Source organism: Rhodococcus aetherivorans, assembly GCF_011058165.1.
In the GTDB taxonomy this organism is placed as follows: domain Bacteria; phylum Actinomycetota; class Actinomycetes; order Mycobacteriales; family Mycobacteriaceae; genus Rhodococcus; species Rhodococcus aetherivorans.
The window spans coordinates 25,641-41,566 of the sequence record NZ_JAALEG010000020.1 but is presented as its reverse complement, the minus strand read 5'-3'; the positions used below and the strand labels follow the sequence as shown (position 1 = coordinate 41,566).

Annotated in this window: 15 protein-coding genes; 2 read left to right on the top strand and 13 right to left on the bottom strand. The window is 70.5% G+C overall.

Annotated features, from left to right (window positions below; genetic code table 11):
* Nucleotides 1-26 precede the first annotated feature (26 nt).
* The 6 genes from G6039_RS10900 to thyX form a co-directional block, all read right to left on the bottom strand.
* Nucleotides 27-1,013 (bottom strand): TerC family protein, encoded by a 987-nt coding sequence (locus tag G6039_RS10900; protein WP_006948285.1) that lies wholly within the window; start codon nt 1,011-1,013, stop codon nt 27-29.
* Nucleotides 1,014-1,223: 210 nt separating this feature from the next.
* Nucleotides 1,224-3,884 (bottom strand): FtsK/SpoIIIE family DNA translocase, encoded by a 2,661-nt coding sequence (locus G6039_RS10895; RefSeq protein WP_174824769.1) that lies wholly within the window; start codon nt 3,882-3,884, stop codon nt 1,224-1,226.
* A gap of 90 nt (nt 3,885-3,974) precedes the next feature.
* Nucleotides 3,975-4,598, bottom strand: a complete 624-nt coding sequence (locus tag G6039_RS10890; RefSeq protein WP_043798266.1) for a TIGR03085 family metal-binding protein — start codon at nt 4,596-4,598, stop codon at nt 3,975-3,977.
* Between the two features lie 76 nt (nt 4,599-4,674).
* The gene (locus tag G6039_RS10885) at nt 4,675-6,492 is read right to left on the bottom strand and encodes a ribonuclease J (RefSeq protein WP_006948291.1); all 1,818 of its coding nucleotides are present in this window, start codon (nt 6,490-6,492) and stop codon (nt 4,675-4,677) included.
* Complete coding sequence (gene dapA, locus G6039_RS10880; protein WP_006948292.1) at nt 6,489-7,397, bottom strand: 4-hydroxy-tetrahydrodipicolinate synthase; 909 nt, start codon at nt 7,395-7,397, stop codon at nt 6,489-6,491. The genes G6039_RS10885 and dapA overlap by 4 nt, the downstream gene beginning before the upstream one ends.
* 49 nt (nt 7,398-7,446) lie before the next feature.
* The gene (gene thyX / locus G6039_RS10875; protein WP_006948294.1) at nt 7,447-8,202 is read right to left on the bottom strand and encodes an FAD-dependent thymidylate synthase; all 756 of its coding nucleotides are present in this window, start codon (nt 8,200-8,202) and stop codon (nt 7,447-7,449) included.
* A gap of 116 nt (nt 8,203-8,318) precedes the next feature.
* On the opposite strand from thyX, the gene G6039_RS10870 reads away from it, so the two are divergent.
* Together G6039_RS10870 and G6039_RS10865 are read left to right on the top strand one after the other, a co-directional pair.
* On the top strand, nt 8,319-8,846 hold the full coding sequence (locus G6039_RS10870; RefSeq protein ID WP_043798204.1) for a toxin-antitoxin system HicB family antitoxin: 528 nt from the start codon (nt 8,319-8,321) through the stop codon (nt 8,844-8,846).
* Nucleotides 8,847-8,906: 60 nt separating this feature from the next.
* Nucleotides 8,907-9,344 carry an SRPBCC family protein gene (locus G6039_RS10865; RefSeq protein WP_006948297.1) on the top strand — a complete coding sequence of 146 codons (438 nt, stop codon included), beginning with the start codon at nt 8,907-8,909 and terminating at the stop codon, nt 9,342-9,344.
* 40 nt (nt 9,345-9,384) lie between these two features.
* On the opposite strand, the gene G6039_RS10860 is transcribed toward G6039_RS10865, so the two are convergent.
* The 7 genes from G6039_RS10860 to narH all read right to left on the bottom strand — a co-directional run bounded on the left by G6039_RS10860 (nt 9,385) and on the right by narH (nt 15,900).
* Nucleotides 9,385-9,867 carry a flavodoxin family protein gene (locus G6039_RS10860; RefSeq protein WP_006948298.1) on the bottom strand — a complete coding sequence of 161 codons (483 nt, stop codon included), beginning with the start codon at nt 9,865-9,867 and terminating at the stop codon, nt 9,385-9,387.
* A gap of 157 nt (nt 9,868-10,024) precedes the next feature.
* Nucleotides 10,025-10,501: a hypothetical protein gene (locus G6039_RS10855; RefSeq protein ID WP_029543312.1), complete on the bottom strand. Its 477-nt coding sequence runs from the start codon at nt 10,499-10,501 to the stop codon at nt 10,025-10,027.
* Nucleotides 10,498-11,253, bottom strand: a complete 756-nt coding sequence (dapB, locus tag G6039_RS10850) for a 4-hydroxy-tetrahydrodipicolinate reductase (RefSeq protein WP_029543311.1) — start codon at nt 11,251-11,253, stop codon at nt 10,498-10,500. Before dapB ends, G6039_RS10855 begins: the two co-directional genes overlap by 4 nt.
* An 83-nt stretch (nt 11,254-11,336) precedes the next feature.
* Nucleotides 11,337-12,710 (bottom strand): M16 family metallopeptidase, encoded by a 1,374-nt coding sequence (locus G6039_RS10845; protein ID WP_043798206.1) that lies wholly within the window; start codon nt 12,708-12,710, stop codon nt 11,337-11,339.
* An 84-nt stretch (nt 12,711-12,794) separates the two neighbouring features.
* Nucleotides 12,795-13,526, bottom strand: a complete 732-nt coding sequence (gene narI, locus G6039_RS10840) for a respiratory nitrate reductase subunit gamma (RefSeq protein WP_043798208.1) — start codon at nt 13,524-13,526, stop codon at nt 12,795-12,797.
* 2 nt (nt 13,527-13,528) lie between these two features.
* Nucleotides 13,529-14,227 (bottom strand): nitrate reductase molybdenum cofactor assembly chaperone, encoded by a 699-nt coding sequence (narJ, locus tag G6039_RS10835; protein WP_043798211.1) that lies wholly within the window; start codon nt 14,225-14,227, stop codon nt 13,529-13,531.
* Complete coding sequence (gene narH, locus G6039_RS10830) at nt 14,224-15,900, bottom strand: nitrate reductase subunit beta (protein ID WP_006948304.1); 1,677 nt, start codon at nt 15,898-15,900, stop codon at nt 14,224-14,226. The genes narJ and narH overlap by 4 nt, the downstream gene beginning before the upstream one ends.
* Between the last annotated feature and the right edge of the window lie 26 nt (nt 15,901-15,926).

Genomic DNA, 15,926 nt, shown 5'->3' with positions numbered 1-15,926 from the left:
CGCCCGTCACCGGCGCGGCGGGAAGGTCAGGTGAGGTCGGCCTTCTCGCTGCGCGTCTTGAGCAGGCTCGCGACGGTCGTCACCACCAGCACGCCGACGATCACGCCCAGCGACAGCCAGGTCGAGATCTCCGGCACCGCGACGTGCTCACCGCCGTTGACGAACGACAGGGTGTTCTCGTGCAGCGCGTGCAGCACCAGCTTGACGCCGATGAACGCGAGGATCACGGACAGGCCGTAGGACAGGTAGACCAACCGCTCGAGCAGACCGCCGATGAGGAAGAACAGCTGCCGCAGGCCCATCAGGGCGAACGCGTTGGCGGTGAACACCAGGTAGGGCTCGCTGGTGAGGCCGTAGATCGCCGGGATCGAGTCGAGCGCGAACAGGATGTCGGTGAAGCCGATGGCGGCGAGGGCGAGCAGCATCGGGGTGGCGAAGCGCTTGCCGTCGATCCGGGTGAACAGCTTGTCGCCGTGGTACTCGTCGGTGGTCGGGTACACCTTGCGGACCAGCGAGACGATGCGGTTCTCCCGCTCCTTCTCGTGCTCGACCTCGTCTCCGTGCTCGCGGATCAGCTTGATCGCGGTGTAGATGAGGAACGCCCCGAACAGGTAGAACACCCAGCTGTAGGCGTTGATGGCCGCGGCACCCACGGCGATGAACGCCCCGCGCATCACGAGCGCCAGGACGATGCCGATCGTGAGCACCTTCTGCTGGTACTCGCGCGGCACCGCGAAGGTCGACATGATGATGACGAACACGAACAGGTTGTCGACGCTGAGGGCCTTCTCGGTGACGTAACCGGCGAAGTACTCACCGCCGTACGTCGGCCCCCAGATCGCGAACACCACGACGCCGAACACCACGGCGAGGCCGATGAACACCGCCGACCAGAAGCCTGACTCGCGCAGCGACGGCGCGTGCGGTTTGCGGACGTGGGCGTAGAAGTCGAAGACGAAGAGCCCGAGAATCACCAGGATGGTGACGATCCAGGTGAGCGGGGTGACATGCATCGGCAGATATTCCTCCGGTAGGTACAGCTAACCACCGGAGGTCTCTCCCACCTCGGATCGCAGCTCGACGGTGCGGCTTCGAGGTCGGCAGCCCCGGAACGACATCGGTGTCGCACGTGTTGACGGAACTGCCGCGGGTTAGGGGATACTCCCCTCCACGTCTCCCATTCAACCACACGCGGGTCGCGGCATCGAACCGTGCCGCCGGCCCTACTCCGCCGGCGCCGGCGCCGCCCCGTCCCCGCCGCCGCGGATCGAGAACAGCAGGCCGTCGAGTTCCTCCGGTTTGACCAGGACCTCCCGCGCCTTGGACCCCTCGCTGGGACCGACGACGCCGCGGGTCTCCATCAGATCCATCAGCCGACCCGCCTTCGCGAAGCCGACGCGCAGCTTGCGCTGCAGCATCGACGTCGAACCGAACTGGCTCGACACCACCAGCTCGACCGCCTGCAGGAGAACGTCGAGGTCGTCGCCGATGTCGGGGTCGACGTCCTTCTTCTCGCCCGCCTTCGCCGTCGTGACGCCCTCGGTGTACTCCGGTTCCTTCTGGTTCTTGGCGAAGTCGACGACGGCCGCGATCTCCTCGTCGGTGATGAACGCGCCCTGCATCCGGATCGGCTTGCCGGCGCCCATCGGCAGGAACAGGCCGTCGCCCATGCCGATGAGCTTCTCGGCACCGGGCTGGTCGAGGATGACCCGGGAGTCGGTCAGCGACGACGTGGCGAACGCGAGCCGCGACGGCACGTTCGTCTTGATCAGGCCGGTCACGACGTCCACCGAGGGCCGCTGCGTGGCGAGCACCAGATGGATGCCGGCGGCGCGGGCCTTCTGGGTGATCCGCACGATCGCGTCCTCCACGTCGCGCGGGGCCGTCATCATCAGGTCGGCGAGCTCGTCGACGATCGCCAGGATGTACGGGTAGGGCCGGTAGACGCGCTCGCTGCCGAGCGGCGCGGTGATCTCGCCGGACCTGACCTTGGTGTTGAAGTCGTCGATGTGCCGCACCCGGTTGGCCTGCATGTCCTGGTAGCGCTGTTCCATCTCCTCCACCAGCCACGCGAGGGCGGCGGCCGCCTTCTTCGGCTGGGTGATGATGGGCGTGATCAGGTGCGGGATGCCCTCGTAGGGCGTGAGCTCGACCATTTTCGGGTCGATGAGGATCATCCGGACCTCGTCCGGCGTGGCGCGCACGAGCAGCGACACCAGCATCGAGTTGACGAAGCTCGACTTGCCGGAGCCGGTGGAGCCGGCGACCAGCAGGTGCGGCATCTTCGCCAGGTTCGCGCAGACGAAGTCGCCCTCGATGTCCTTGCCGAGCCCGATCACCAGCGGGTGATGGTCCTTGCGGGTCGACGGTGCGGCGAGCACATCGGCGAGACGCACCAGCTCACGATCCGAGTTCGGGACCTCGATGCCGACCGCGGACTTGCCGGGGATCGGCGCGAGCAGTCGCACGTTGTCGGTGGCCACGGCGTAGGCGATGTTGCGGGCGAGTGCGGTGATCTTCTCGACCTTCACACCCGGGCCGAGTTCCACCTCGTACCGCGTGACCGTCGGGCCGCGGGTGAAGCCGGTGACGGCGGCGTCGATCTTGAACTGCTCGAGCACCTCGGTGATGGCCTCGATCATCTGATCGTTCGCCGAACTGTGCTGCTTGGGTGGGTCGCCCTCGAGCAGCAGCCCGAGCGACGGCAGGGTGTAGTCGCCCTCGACCACCCGATCGGGCACGAGCGGCTCGAGCTTGTCGTCGGCGGGTGGCTCCTCCGCCGGCGGGACCGGTGCGGGGGCCGCCTTGGGCCGGGTGCGGGCCCGCGGCGGTTCCGGCGCCGGTTCGGGTTCGGGTGCCGGCGACGTGGCGGGCGCCGGATCCGGCTCCCACAGGGGCAGCACCTCGGTGCGGGCGTCGCCGTCGAACTCGTCCGTGGGGTAGTTCTCGACCGGGGTGCGCCGCCGGGTCCGGGTGCGCCGCTCGACGGGATAGCCGTCGGCGTCGAACAGGGTCGGGTCGCGCTCCGGGTCGTAGCCGCCGGCAGGGTCCGGGTCGTACTCGCCGTACTCGTCGTCGGCTCGGTAGTGCAGACCGAAGTAGTCGCGGAACATGCCGGGCAGTTCCCGGATCGTCGTGCCGGTGAGCAGCAGGATCCCGAAGCCGGCCGCCATCAGCAGCAACGGAACCGACAGCCACACCGTCAGACCGTCGGTGAGGGGTCCGCCCACCAGGTAGCCGACGAACCCGGCGCCGCCCTCGCGGCCCGGGCCGTCGTCCGGCATACCCGAGGCGATGTGCCACAGGCCGAGTGCGGGAAGCGCGACGAGCAGCGACCCGAGGACGAGCCGGGGCCGGATCTCCGGCCGCGGCTCGGTGCGCATGAGGACGACGGCGATCACGAGGCCGGCCAGCGGCAGCACCGCGCTGGCGCCGCCGACGACCGCGCGGACTGCGGTCTCGAGCCAGCCCCCGAGCGGGCCACCGACCGCGAACCAGACGGTGCCGGCGACGACGACGCTCGCGGCGATGAGCCCGAGGGCGATGCCGTCGCGGCGGTGGCCGTGCTCGACCTCCGTCACCCTGCCCATCGTGCGGGTGGTGGCGCCCACACCGCGGGCGATCATCGTCCAGCCGCTCCCGATCCCGCGACCGAGCGTGTGCAGGACGCTGCCCCGCGACGAGCGGGCGGGCGCCTTGCGCCGGGGGGTGGTGGCGCGGGCCGGGCGCCGCGCGGCCGGTTGCCGGCGGGTCGTCGGGGCGGGCTTGCGGGTGCTGCTCTTCGTCCGCGACGACGAGCCCGCGGCGGCGGACGAGCCGCGCGCGCCCGACCTCGACCGTGAGGTCGTTGACGACGATCCGCGGGCACCCGACTTTCCTGCCATACCCGTCAGGTTAGTCGCAATGTCCACAACCGAACCATCCGCAACACCGGCATCAGCCGCACGCGGTGGTCACACCGGCGCCGGGACGGATCAGATGCCGCGACCGGATGCGGCGACCTCCGCGACGTCGGCCGCCTCCCCGGACGTCTCGACGCGCACCTCGTCACGGCCGAACGCATGCAGGAGCAGCTCGGCGGGTTCGCCGCGCAGGACCACGGTGCGCGGCCCGCGACGCCGGACCGTCGCGCGGGTGCCGTCGGGGCGTTCGAACACCACCGTGACGTCGGTGCCGCGATAGCCGCGCCGGCCGACCTGCCGGGCCATCTGCCACAGGCGGTCCTGGGTCGACGGGTCGAGCGGTCGCGGCTCCCACCCGGGCGCGGCGCGCCGCACGTCCTCGTGGTGGACGAACATCTCCGCGGCATTGGCGAGTCCGTCGACGAGGTACAGCGGCGACCATATCGGCGGTCCGGACTCGATGTCGGCGAGCAGTTGCTCCCACGACCCTCCCGCCGCCTCGGCGCGCACCCGCTCGGTGTGCCCGGCCAGGGGTGGCAGGACGATGCCCGGCATCGTGTCGATCCGGCGTTCGCGGACCACGAGGTGGGCGGCGAGGTCCCGGGCGGTCCAGTCCCCGCACAGGGTGGGGGCGTCGGGACCGGTCCGTGTCATGGTGCGGACGAGTGCGTGTCGTTCGTCACGGGCGAGGCTCACGCGGCCCACTGTAGTGCCGGACCGTCCGGTAGCGCCGGACCGTCCGGCACGGCAGGGTGCGGTTGCGCCGGCGCGGCTACGCCGGGCCCGGGACGGTGATCACCGTCGGCACGATCATCGGCCGGCGACGGTAGGTGTCGGACACCCAGCGCCCGACGACACGGCGGATCGCCTGGGCGATGCGGTGGGCGTCGTCGATACCCTCGGCGGCGAGCTCGTTGAGGACCTTGTCCACGAGTTGCGCGGCCTCGGAGAGCGCTCCCGGGTCGTCGGAGAAGCCGCGGCCGGACACCCCCGGGGTGCTCACGGCGCGACCGTTCTCGTCCACGGCGACGGAGATGGAGATGAAGCCGCCCTCGCCGAGGATCAACCGGTCCGACAGGGTCGATTCGCCGACGTCACCGACGGACAGGCCGTCGACGTAGACGTGGCCGACGGGTACCTGTCCGACGATCTCCGCGAGCCCGTCGACGAGGTCGACGACCACGCCGTCCTCGGCGAGCACGATCCGGTCCCGCGGCACCCCGGTCGCCTCGGCCAGCGCCGCGTTGGCCCGCAGGTGCCGCCATTCGCCGTGCACCGGCATCGCATTCGTCGGGCGCACCGCGTTGTACAGGTACAGCAGCTCGCCCGCGGAGGCGTGGCCGGAGACGTGCACCTTCGCGTTCTGCTGGGTGACGACGGTGGCGCCTCGCTTGGCGAGGCCGTTGACGACCGCGAACACCGAATTCTCGTTGCCCGGGATCAGGGAGGAAGCCAGGATGACGAGATCGTCGGCCTTGATGTTGATCTGGCGGTGCTCGCCGCGCGCCATGCGCGACAGCGCGGACAGCGGTTCACCCTGCGAGCCGGTGGAGATCAGCACGAGCCGGTTGTCGGGCAATGTCGCGGCGGTGTCGAGATCGACGACGAGCCCGTCCGGCACCCGCAGGTAGCCGAGGTCCTGCGCGATCTGCATGTTGCGCACCATCGACCGTCCGACGAAGGCGATGCGGCGGTTGTACCGCCCGGCGACGTCGACGACCTGCTGGATGCGGTGCACGTGGCTGGCGAAGGACGCGACGATCACGCGCTGGGTGGCCTTGCCGATGACGTTGTCCAGGACGCCGCCGATCTCGCGTTCGGGCATCACGAAGCCCGGCACCTCGGCGTTGGTGGAGTCGACGAGGAACAGGTCGACGCCCTCGTCGCCGAGCCGGGAGAATCCGGCGAGGTCGGTGAGGCGGCCGTCGAGCGGCAACTGGTCGAGCTTGATGTCGCCGGTGTGCAGCACGAGCCCGGCCTCGGTGCGGACGGCGACGGCGAGCGCGTCCGGGATCGAGTGGTTGACGGCGAAGTACTCGCACTCGAACGGGCCGTGCGTGGTCTTGTCCCCCTCGACGACTTCGACGAGGTTGGGCCGCAGCCGGTGCTCGCGGCATTTCGCGGCGACGAGCGCGAGGGTGAACTTCGAGCCCACGACCGGGATGTCGGGACGCAGGCGCAGCAGGAACGGCACCGCCCCGATGTGATCCTCGTGGCCGTGGGTGAGGACGACGGCTTCGACGTCGTCCATGCGGTCCTCGATGTGCCGGAAGTCCGGCAGGATCAGGTCGACGCCGGGCTGCTGGTCCTCGGGGAAGAGCACGCCGCAGTCGATGACGAGGAGCCGGCCCTGATGCTCGAAGACCGTCATGTTGCGGCCGATCTCGCCGATGCCGCCGAGCGCGACGACGCGCAGGCCCTTCGGCGGCGCCTTCGGCGGGGTGCCGAGGCGCCCCGACATGTCCGCCACCTTGCGCGGATCGGGCCGCTGGGTGTTGGCCGAGGTCTGCACGGTCCGGCGCGCGGGCCGGCCGCTGGGCGGTCCGGCGTTGCGGGTGGCGCGGCCCCGGCCGCGCGACGGGCGGCTCACGCGAGCACCCCCGCGGCGTGCAGATCCGCGGCGAGCGCGTCGATCTGCGCAGAGGTCGGCGCCACCTGGGGCAGGCGCGGCTCGCCGACGTCGAGACCCATCAACCGCAGACCTGCCTTCGACGCGCTCACCCCGCCGAGGCGGGAGACGGCGCGCAGGATCGGCATGAGGCTCAGGTTGACCGCGCGGGCGCGGACGAGGTCGCCGGCCTGGAAGGCGTCGTACAGCTCGCGCAGCCGGCCGGGAACGAGATGCCCGATGACACTGACGAATCCGACGGCGCCGACGGACAGCCACGGCAGGTTCAGCGGGTCGTCGCCGGAGTAGAACTTCAGGTCGGTGGTGCCGATGAGCTCGGCACCGGCGTTGAGGTCGCCCTTGGCGTCCTTGACCGCCACGATGCGCGGATGCTCCGCGAGCCGGCGCAGCGTCTCCGTTTCGATCGGCACGACCGAGCGCGGTGGGATGTCGTAGAGCATGACCGGCAGGTCGGTGGCGTTCGCGACGGCCGTGAAGTGGGCGTAGAGCCCGGCCTGCGGCGGCCGCGAGTAGTACGGAGTGACGACGAGCAGGCCGTGGGCGCCGGCCCGCGCGGCGTCGCGGGCGAGTTCGACGCTGTGGGCGGTGTCGTTGCTGCCGGCGCCGGCGATGATCTTCGCGCGGTCCCCCACCGCGGCGAGCACGGCGCGCATCAGCTCGAGCTTCTCGTTCTCGGTGGTGGTCGGCGATTCGCCGGTGGTGCCCGCGAGAACCAGCGCATCGCAGCCGCCGTCGACCAGGTAGGCGGCAAGACGCACACCCGCGTCCACGTCGAGCTTGCCGTCGGCGGTGAACGGGGTCACCATCGCTGTGGCGATGGTGCCGAACGGAAGCTCGACAGCAGAAGCGGAATCACCGTTGGTCATGGTCAGAAGGCTACCGCGTGACGGGGGCTGTTCCACACACACCTGCCGGTCAGGTGTCGGCGGCGAAGGCGCTGGCGGCGACCTCGGAGCCGTCGGGCAGGCGGGTGATGGTGAAGTCGCCGAAGATGTTCGGCGCGGCGTCCTGCAGCTGACGCAGGCACTCGACGGCGAGGCGGCGGATCTCGACGTCGGCGTGCTCGGTCGCGCGCATGGCCACGAAGTGCCGCCAGGACCGGTAGTTGCCGGTGACGACGACGCGGGTCTCGGTGGCGTTGGGCAGCACCGATCGCGCGGCCTCGCGGGCCTGTTTCGCGCGGATCGGCCCCTCGGGCAGGTGGGACAGTTTCGCGTCGAGCGCGTCGAGCAGTTCGATGTACGCGGCCCGGCTGGACTCGGCGGCGGCGAGGAACAGTTCCTCGAGCCGCGGATCCCCCGCCACGGCCGGCGGGACCACGACCGGCGCGTCGCTGCCGCGGACGAACCGCTGGGACAGCTGGGAATAGGAGAAGTGCCGGTGCCGGATGAGTTCGTGGGTGCACGACCGGGAGATGCCGGTGATGTAGAAGCTCACCGAACCGTGCTCGAGCACGGACAGGTGCCCGACGGTGAGCAGGTGGCGTAGGTACCCGGCGTTCGTGGCCGTGCGCGGGTTGGGCTTGGACCAGCTCTGGTAGCAGGCCCGGCCGGCGAACTCGGCGAGTGCCTCCCCGCCGTCGGCGTCGGTCTCCCAGGGCACGTCGGCGGGCGGGACGAACTCGGTCTTGGCCACCAGCCTGACCTTCAGCGTGACGGGCTCGGGCGCCATCGGTTCTCCTCCAGGTTGTCGATCCAGTCGAACCGTAGCGCCGCCGCGGGCGGCACCGGACGCGGGCCGCGTGTTGACGTCTTGACTGACATCATCGTTGACATCAGTATGGCGTCATGAACCTGGACCCGTACCTGGACGCGATCACCGAGTCCCTCGTCGCCGCCGCGGAGCTCGGCGACGAACAGACCCGCCGGACCGCGGCAGCCCTCACCACAGCGGTCGCCGCGCCCGCCCGCCTGGCCGTGCTGCGGGCACTGTCGGACATGGCGGCGGAGGTCTCGAAGGAGCTCGGCGACCGGGTGGTCACCGTGCGTCTCGACGGCAGCGCGGCGGTGCTCGAGGTGCACACGGATGCGCCCACCGAAACCACAGGCACCGCAACGACTTTCGAGGACGTCACCGGGGACATCAGCCGGGTGACGCTGCGCCTCGTCGAGCAGATCAAGGCACGCGCCGAGGAGGCGGCGGCCCAGAACGGCGTGTCACTGAACTCGTGGGTGTCGCAGGCCGTCCAGGGGGCGCTGCGCGAGCAGATGCGGTATCAGCGCCGCGCCGACGAGCGCGCCGCGACGCGTCGCGCCGAGGAGACCGGGCCCGGCCCGTCCGCTACGTCGGAACCGTCCGAGCGCGAGGACGGTTGAGCGGGAGGCCGTGCGGTACATTGCCGACGCACGTCACCCGAAAGACGAGGAAGTGAGCCCATGGCCGTCAGCAGTTCCAGCAGTTTCGAGATCAAGGCCGACCCGGGTCGCGTGATGGCGGGAATCGCCGCGGTCGACCGGCTGCCGGAGTGGTCCGGGCCCCACAAGACCGTCGTCGTCGAGACCACCCACCCGGACGGCCGCCCGCACCGCGTGCGCATGACCGTCTCCATCATCGGTCTCCACGACGAGCAGGTGGTGGACTACTACTGGAACGGCGACGAATCGATGTCCTGGACCCTGGTCGAGAGCCACCAGCAGCACCAGCAGGACGGCACCTACACCCTCACCGCCACCGAGAGCGGCACCCGCGTCGACTTCACCCTCACGATCGATCCGAAGATCCCGCTGCCCGGCTTCATGGTCAAGAAGGCGCAGAAGATGGCGATGGAGACCGCCGAGCGGGGCCTGACGAAGTTCGTCGAGCAGCAGCTCTGACGCACCGCGCGGTGTCCGGTGCCTGCGACGTCCCGGACGGTCAGCACTCCTCCGACACGGACACCGCGACGGTCGCCCCGAGTTCGTAGCAGCGTTCACGGACCTTTGCGTCGATCGGCCCGGTGATCTCGAGATCCTCCGTGACCTGCGCCAAGGCGAGTCCGGTGACGAGTTTGCGCACCGAGGCGACGGCGCCCGCGGTGTCGTTGTTGCCGTGTACCCACAACCCGTACGGCCGGCCCGCGACGGCGTCGAGGCACGGGTAGTAGACGGTGTCGAAGAAGTGCTTGAGTGCCCCCGACATGTATCCGAAGTTCGCGGTGGTGCCGAACACGTAACCGTCGGCGGCGAGCACGTCCGGCACGGTCGCACCCAGCGCCGGCACCGTCCGCACCCGCACGCCCACGATGTCGGGGTCACGCGCCCCGGCCAGCACCGCCTCGAGCAGTTCGCGGGTCGACGGGGACGGAGTGTGGTGGACGACGAGCAGAGTGCGCTCACCGTCGGCGGGGGCCTCGGTCACACCCTGCAGGGTACGTCGCCGACCGATCGGTGTCCCTGCCCCGCAACGACAACCGCAACCGCGATCAGGCTTCGGCCGGGGCGTGGACCGAGCGAATGTATCGCCCGCTACCGCTGAGGAGATGAACGATACATTCGCTCGACGCCGGGGCGCATGATCAATCGGCGGACTGCGGGCGCTCGAGCTTCTCGAGCGCGACGGCCCGGCGCATGGTCTCCCGGGCCCGGCCGCGGTCGCCGGCGTAGTCGTACGCGCGGGCGAGACGGTAGGAGTTGCGCCAGTTGTCCGGGTCGGCCTCCCACTCCTTCTTGACCCGCTCGAACAGGGCGTCGGCGGCGTCGCGGTCGATCCGGCCCGACGGCCGGCGCGGCAGGTCGCGCACGTCGAGTTCGAGGCCCTCCTCGTGGATCCGCCGGGACAGGTGCTGGTGCTGGAAACCGGCCCGCACGGTGGCGTAGACGATCCACACGCCCACCAACGGCAGCAGCAGCACGCCGATGCCGAGCCCGACGGCCGCGGCGTTGCCGGAGCGCACCAGTTCGAGCCCGCGCCCGCCGAGCAGCACGAAGTAGAACCCCAGCGCGACGACGATGAAGGCGATCGGCGCGAGGACCTTGACCAGGTCGCCCCTCACAGGTCGAGGAGGGGGTCGATGCCGACGGTGAGGCCGGGCCGGTCCCCGATCTCGCGCACGCCGAGCAGCACGCCGGGCGCGAAGGAGGACCGGTCGATCGAGTCGTGGCGGATGGTCAGGGTCTCGCCCTGGGTGCCGAGCAGCACCTCCTGGTGTGCGACGAGCCCGGCCAGACGCACGGAGTGCACCCGCACCCCCTCCACGTCGGCGCCGCGGGCACCCTCGAGTTCGGTGCTGGTGGCGTCGGGGCTGCGGCCCACACCGGCCGCGGCGCGGGCCTGCGCGATGAGCGCCGCGGTGCGGTAGGCCGTGCCCGACGGCGCGTCCGCCTTGTTGGGGTGGTGCAGCTCGATGACCTCGACGGAGTCGAAGAACCGCGCGGCGGCCTGCGCGAAGCGCATCGACAGCACGGCACCGATCGCGAAGTTCGGCGCGATCAGGACGCCGACCTCCGGCTGCGCGGCCAGCCAGCCGCGGACCCGGTCCAGTCGTGCGTCGTCGAATCCGGTAGTGCCGACGACGGCGTGGATGCCGTGCTCGACGAGGAACTGCAGGTTGCCCATGACCACATCGGGGTGGGTGAAGTCCACCACCACCTGCGCCCGGGAGGCGACGAAGTCGTCGAGGCTGTCGCCCCGGTCGACCGCAGCAACGAGCTCGAGGTCGGCGGCCGCCTCGACGGCCGCGCAGATCGCCTGCCCGACCTTGCCCTTGGCGCCGAGCACACCCACCCGAATTGCTGCTGCGTTCACTTGACTCTCCACGCTTCCTCGTCCGATCGCCGTCCCGCAGCAGCCTACGCAACCGGACGACCTCGACCGTGCTCAGCCCGCGGTCACGCGACGAGGACGCGCACCGAGGCGGGCAGGTCCCGGGGCCGGCGGTACGGTCCGGCGACAGCCGCGGCGAACGGCCGGTGCAGCAGCTCGGCGGCGACGGCGCGGACCTCCGCCGCACTCACCGACGAGATCCGCTCGAGCGTCTCGGTGACGCTCCAGTGCGTGCCGTAGCTCAGTTCGCTGCGTCCGATCCGGTTCATCCGGGCCCCGGTGTCCTCGAGGCCGAGGACCAGAGCCCCGCGCAGCGAACCCTTGGCGCGGGCGCACTCGGCCTCGGTGACGCCGTTCTCGGCGACATCGGCGAGCACCTCGCGGACGAGTGCGGCGACCTCGCCGAGGTTCTCGGGCTGGCAGCCGGCGTAGACGGAGAACGCGCCGGTGTCGGCGAAGGTGTCCACACCCGAGTACACCGAGTAGGCGAGGCCGCGCTTCTCCCGGATCTCCTGGAACAGCCGTGAGCTCAAGCCGCCGCCGACGGCGGTGTTGAGCACCGACAGTGCCCAGCGCCGGTGGTCGTGGCGGCCGAAGGATCGCACGCCGACCGCCAGGTGGGCCTGCTCGCCGTCGCGGTCGGTGATGCTCAGCGTCGGCGTCGTACGCAGGCGGAGACTGCCCTCGCGGCGCGGGGCGGCGGTCGTGGCGAGGTCGAGGTCGAGGTGCCCGGCGAACGCGCGACGGACCAGTTCCACGGTGTGGTCGTGATCGACATTACCGGCGACGGCGACGACCATGCGGTCCGGCGTGTACCGCCGCACGTGGAACGAGTGCAACTGGGTGCGGGTCATCGCCTCGATCGATTCGACCGAGCCGATGATCGGACGGCCGATCGGGTGGTCGCCGTACAGGGCGGTGAGGAACGCGTCGCCGAGCAGATCCTCGGGATCGTCGTCGCGCATTGCGATCTCCTCGAGGACGACCTGCCGTTCGACGTCGACGTCGGCGCTGCGGCAACGGCCGCGCAGCACGACGTCGGCGACGAGGTCGACGGCCAGGGGCAGATCGTCGTCGAGCACGTGGGCGTAGAAGCAGGTGTGCTCCTTCGCGGTGAACGCGTTGAGCTCGCCGCCGACTCCGTCGACGAGTTCGGCGATGTCGAGCGCGGTCCGGGTCGGGGTGGCCTTGAACAGCAGGTGCTCGAGGAAGTGGGCGGCACCGGCGACGGAGGGCTGCTCGTCGCGGGAGCCGACGCCCACCCAGACGCCGACGGCGGCCGAGCGCACGCCGGGCACGTGCTCGGTGACGACGCGGAGCCCCCCGGGCAGGTGGGTGCGCCGAACTCCGGAGTCGGGCTCGGTGGGTGCCGACGCGGAGGCGACGACGGACGAAACGGCGGCGGACGGAGCGGCGGCGGAGCGGCGGGTGGCGGCCATGAAGATGTTCGACGGTCCTACAGGCGAGTGGGTGTGCTGGACGGAACATCTCACACTACACGCGCCGCCGCGCACCCCTTCCGGTCACCACCCGCGGCGGTGCGGCCGCGACCCGACCAGCTGCCCCTTGGGGGTGACGTCCCTGCTGCGGTAGACCACGTAGGGGCGGAACAGGTATCCGACGGGTGCGCTGAAGGCGTGCACCAGGCGGGTGAACGGCCACAGCGCGAACAGGGCCAGGGCGATCAGCGCATGGAGCTGGAACGACAGGGGTGCCTGCACCATGAGGTCGCCGCGCGGCTGCAGGATCCAGATGGAGCGGAACCACGGCGAGACGGTCTCGCGGTAGTTGTGCTCCTCCCCCACCACACCCGAGCCCATCAGGGTCGTGGCGAGTCCCGCGACGATCGCGGCGACGAGCACCACGTACATCAGCTTGTCGTTGGCGGTGGTGGCCATGAAGACCGGTCCGCGGGTGCGGCGGCGGTAGATCAGCAACAGGATCCCGACGAGGGTGGCGATCCCGGCGACGGTGCCCAGCGTCACCGCCTGCACGTGGTACGCGTGCTGGCTCAGACCGATCGCATCGGTCCATGACTGCGGGATGAGCAGACCGATGACGTGCCCCACGATCACCACGAGGATGCCGAAGTGGAACATCGGGCTGGCGATGCGCAGCAGCTTGCTCTCGTAGAGCTGCGACGAGCGGGTGGTCCAGCCGAACTTGTCGTAGCGGTAGCGCCACCACGTGCCGACGACCACCACGGCGATGGTGACGTACGGCACGACGTCCCAGAAGATCTCCCCTGCGGACATGGTCAGTCGACTCCTTCGGCTCGGGTCTGGGCCGAGACGGTTGCGGTCCGGCGCGGTGGGACGGTGAGGGTGAACGGTTCGAGGCCGATCGCCTCGGCCGGCGGCCCGGCCTCCGCGAGCTGCCGGGCGCGGCGCTCTTCCTGATCGCCGACCGGGGGCAACGTCGCGCACACCGCCTCGATCGTCGCCGCATACGGGGAATCGCGTTCGCCGAGCGCGACCCGGAGCACGTCGATCGGGATGCGGTGCGCGGCGAGCAGCTGCTCCCCCGCGTCCGGGTCGACGGTCGCGGCGAATTCGAGCACCACCGGGAGGTGATCGGGCGCCTCCCCGGGCGGCGGCTCCGCGCCGGCGTCGCGGTAGGCCTGCGCGAACGCGTGGATCGCCGCGCCCCGGTTGCGGGTGTCGCCGCCGGTCCAGTACGTGAGGTACATCGTCGAGCGCCGGCGCATGTCGAACGTGTCGACGTAGTCGGCCTGCGCGGCGAAGGGATCGCCGTCGCGCAGGGCGGCGAGGGTCCGGCCCAGCAGCTCCGCCGGTTCCCCGGTGATGTGCCCGAGAAGCCGGTCGACGGTCGCGAGACGGGACGGCAGTCGCTCGTCGGGGTACGCCAACAGCAGCGACGCCGCCTGCCGGATCAGCCGGTGCTGCAGGTGCCGCGATGCGGTGTCGCGCGCGCCACGGCGCAGCAGCCCCCTCATCGCCCGCTCCCCCGGTTCTCGACTCGATGCCCGGCCGGGAACAGGCCCTGGGGCACGCCCTTGCCGTCCCAGTTGAGCAGGTTCACGCGGGAGGGATTCGACGCGTTCGCCGCCATCCCCTCGGAGGTCTGCCGCTGCCGGAGCGCGTGGAAGGTTTCCACCGCGACGGGAACGGGACCTCCGCTGGCCTCGCCGAACGGCCCGGAGTCGTACATGCCGGGGCCGCCCTCGAACGACAACGCGCAGTCGGTGGCGGATTCCTCGAGCTGGTGGCCTTCGGCCGCGTAGGCGGTCGGGATCACGTACCGCTCGTCGTACTTGGCAAGGGCGAGCAATCGGTACATCTCGTACATCTGCTCCTCGGTCATGCCGACGGCGTCGGGGATGTCCGGCCGCGTGTCCCGGCCCAGGTTGATGTCGCGCATGTACGAGCGCATCGCGGCGAGCCGGTGCAGCACCGCTTCGACGGCGTCGGTGTCGCCCGCCGTGAACAGTCCCGCCAGGTACTCGATCGGGATGCGCAGCGATTCGAGCGCACCGAACAGGTTCCCGATGTCCTCGCCGTCGTGGCCGTCGCGGGTCACGGCGTCGACGACCGGCGAGAGCGGCGGCACGTACCAGACCATCGGCATCGTGCGGTACTCCGGGTGCAGCGGCAGCGCAACCCGATACGTGTTGATCAGCGCGTACACGGGCGACCGCTGGGCGGCCTCGATCCACTCGTCGGAGATGCCCTCGGCGCGGGCGCCGGCGATCACCTCCGGGTCGTGGGGGTCGAGCAGCACCTGCCGCTGTGCCTCGTAGAGGTCCTTCTCGTCCTCGACGGACGCGGCCTCGAGCACCCGGTCGACGTCGTAGAGCACGAGCCCGATGTACCGCAGCCGGCCCACGCAGGTTTCCGCGCACACGGTGGGCAGGCCTACCTCCACGCGCGGGTAGCACAGCGTGCACTTCTCGGCCTTGCCGGTCTTGTGGTTGAAGTACACCTTCTTGTAGGGGCAGCCGGACACGCACATCCGCCAGCCGCGGCAGCGGTCCTGGTCGACGAGAACGATGCCGTCCTCGACACGCTTGTACATCGCTCCCGAGGGGCACGACGAGACGCACGACGGATTCAGGCAGTGCTCGCAGATACGCGGCAGGTAGAACATGAAGGTCTGTTCGAGTTCGAGCCGGACCTGCTCGCCGACCTTCTTCAGCACCGGGTCGGCGGGGACGATCTCCGGCGAGCCGCCGAGGTCGTCGTCCCAGTTCGCCGACCATTCGACCTTCATCGGCTTGCCGCTGATCAGGCTGCGCGGCGGCGCCACGGGGATCTGGTCGCCGAGCGGCGCGGTGGTGAGGTTCTCGTAGTCGTAGGTCCACGGTTCGTAGTAGTCGCCGATCGCCGGCATCTTCGGGTTCGAGAAGATCCGGAACAGCTTGTTCCACCGGCCGCCGTCGCGCAGCCGCAGCCGGCCGTTCCGGTCGCGGATCCATCCGCCGCGCCAGCGTTCCTGGTCCTCGTACATACGGGGATATCCCAGGCCGGGCCGGGTCTCGACGTTGTTGAACCACACGTATTCGGTGCCGGAGCGGTTGGTCCAGGCCTGTTTGCAGGTGACCGAGCACGTGTGGCAGCCGATGCACTTGTCGAGGTTCATGACCATCGCCATCTGGGCCATCACCTTCATGCCGGCCTCGCTTCCCGGATCGTGGT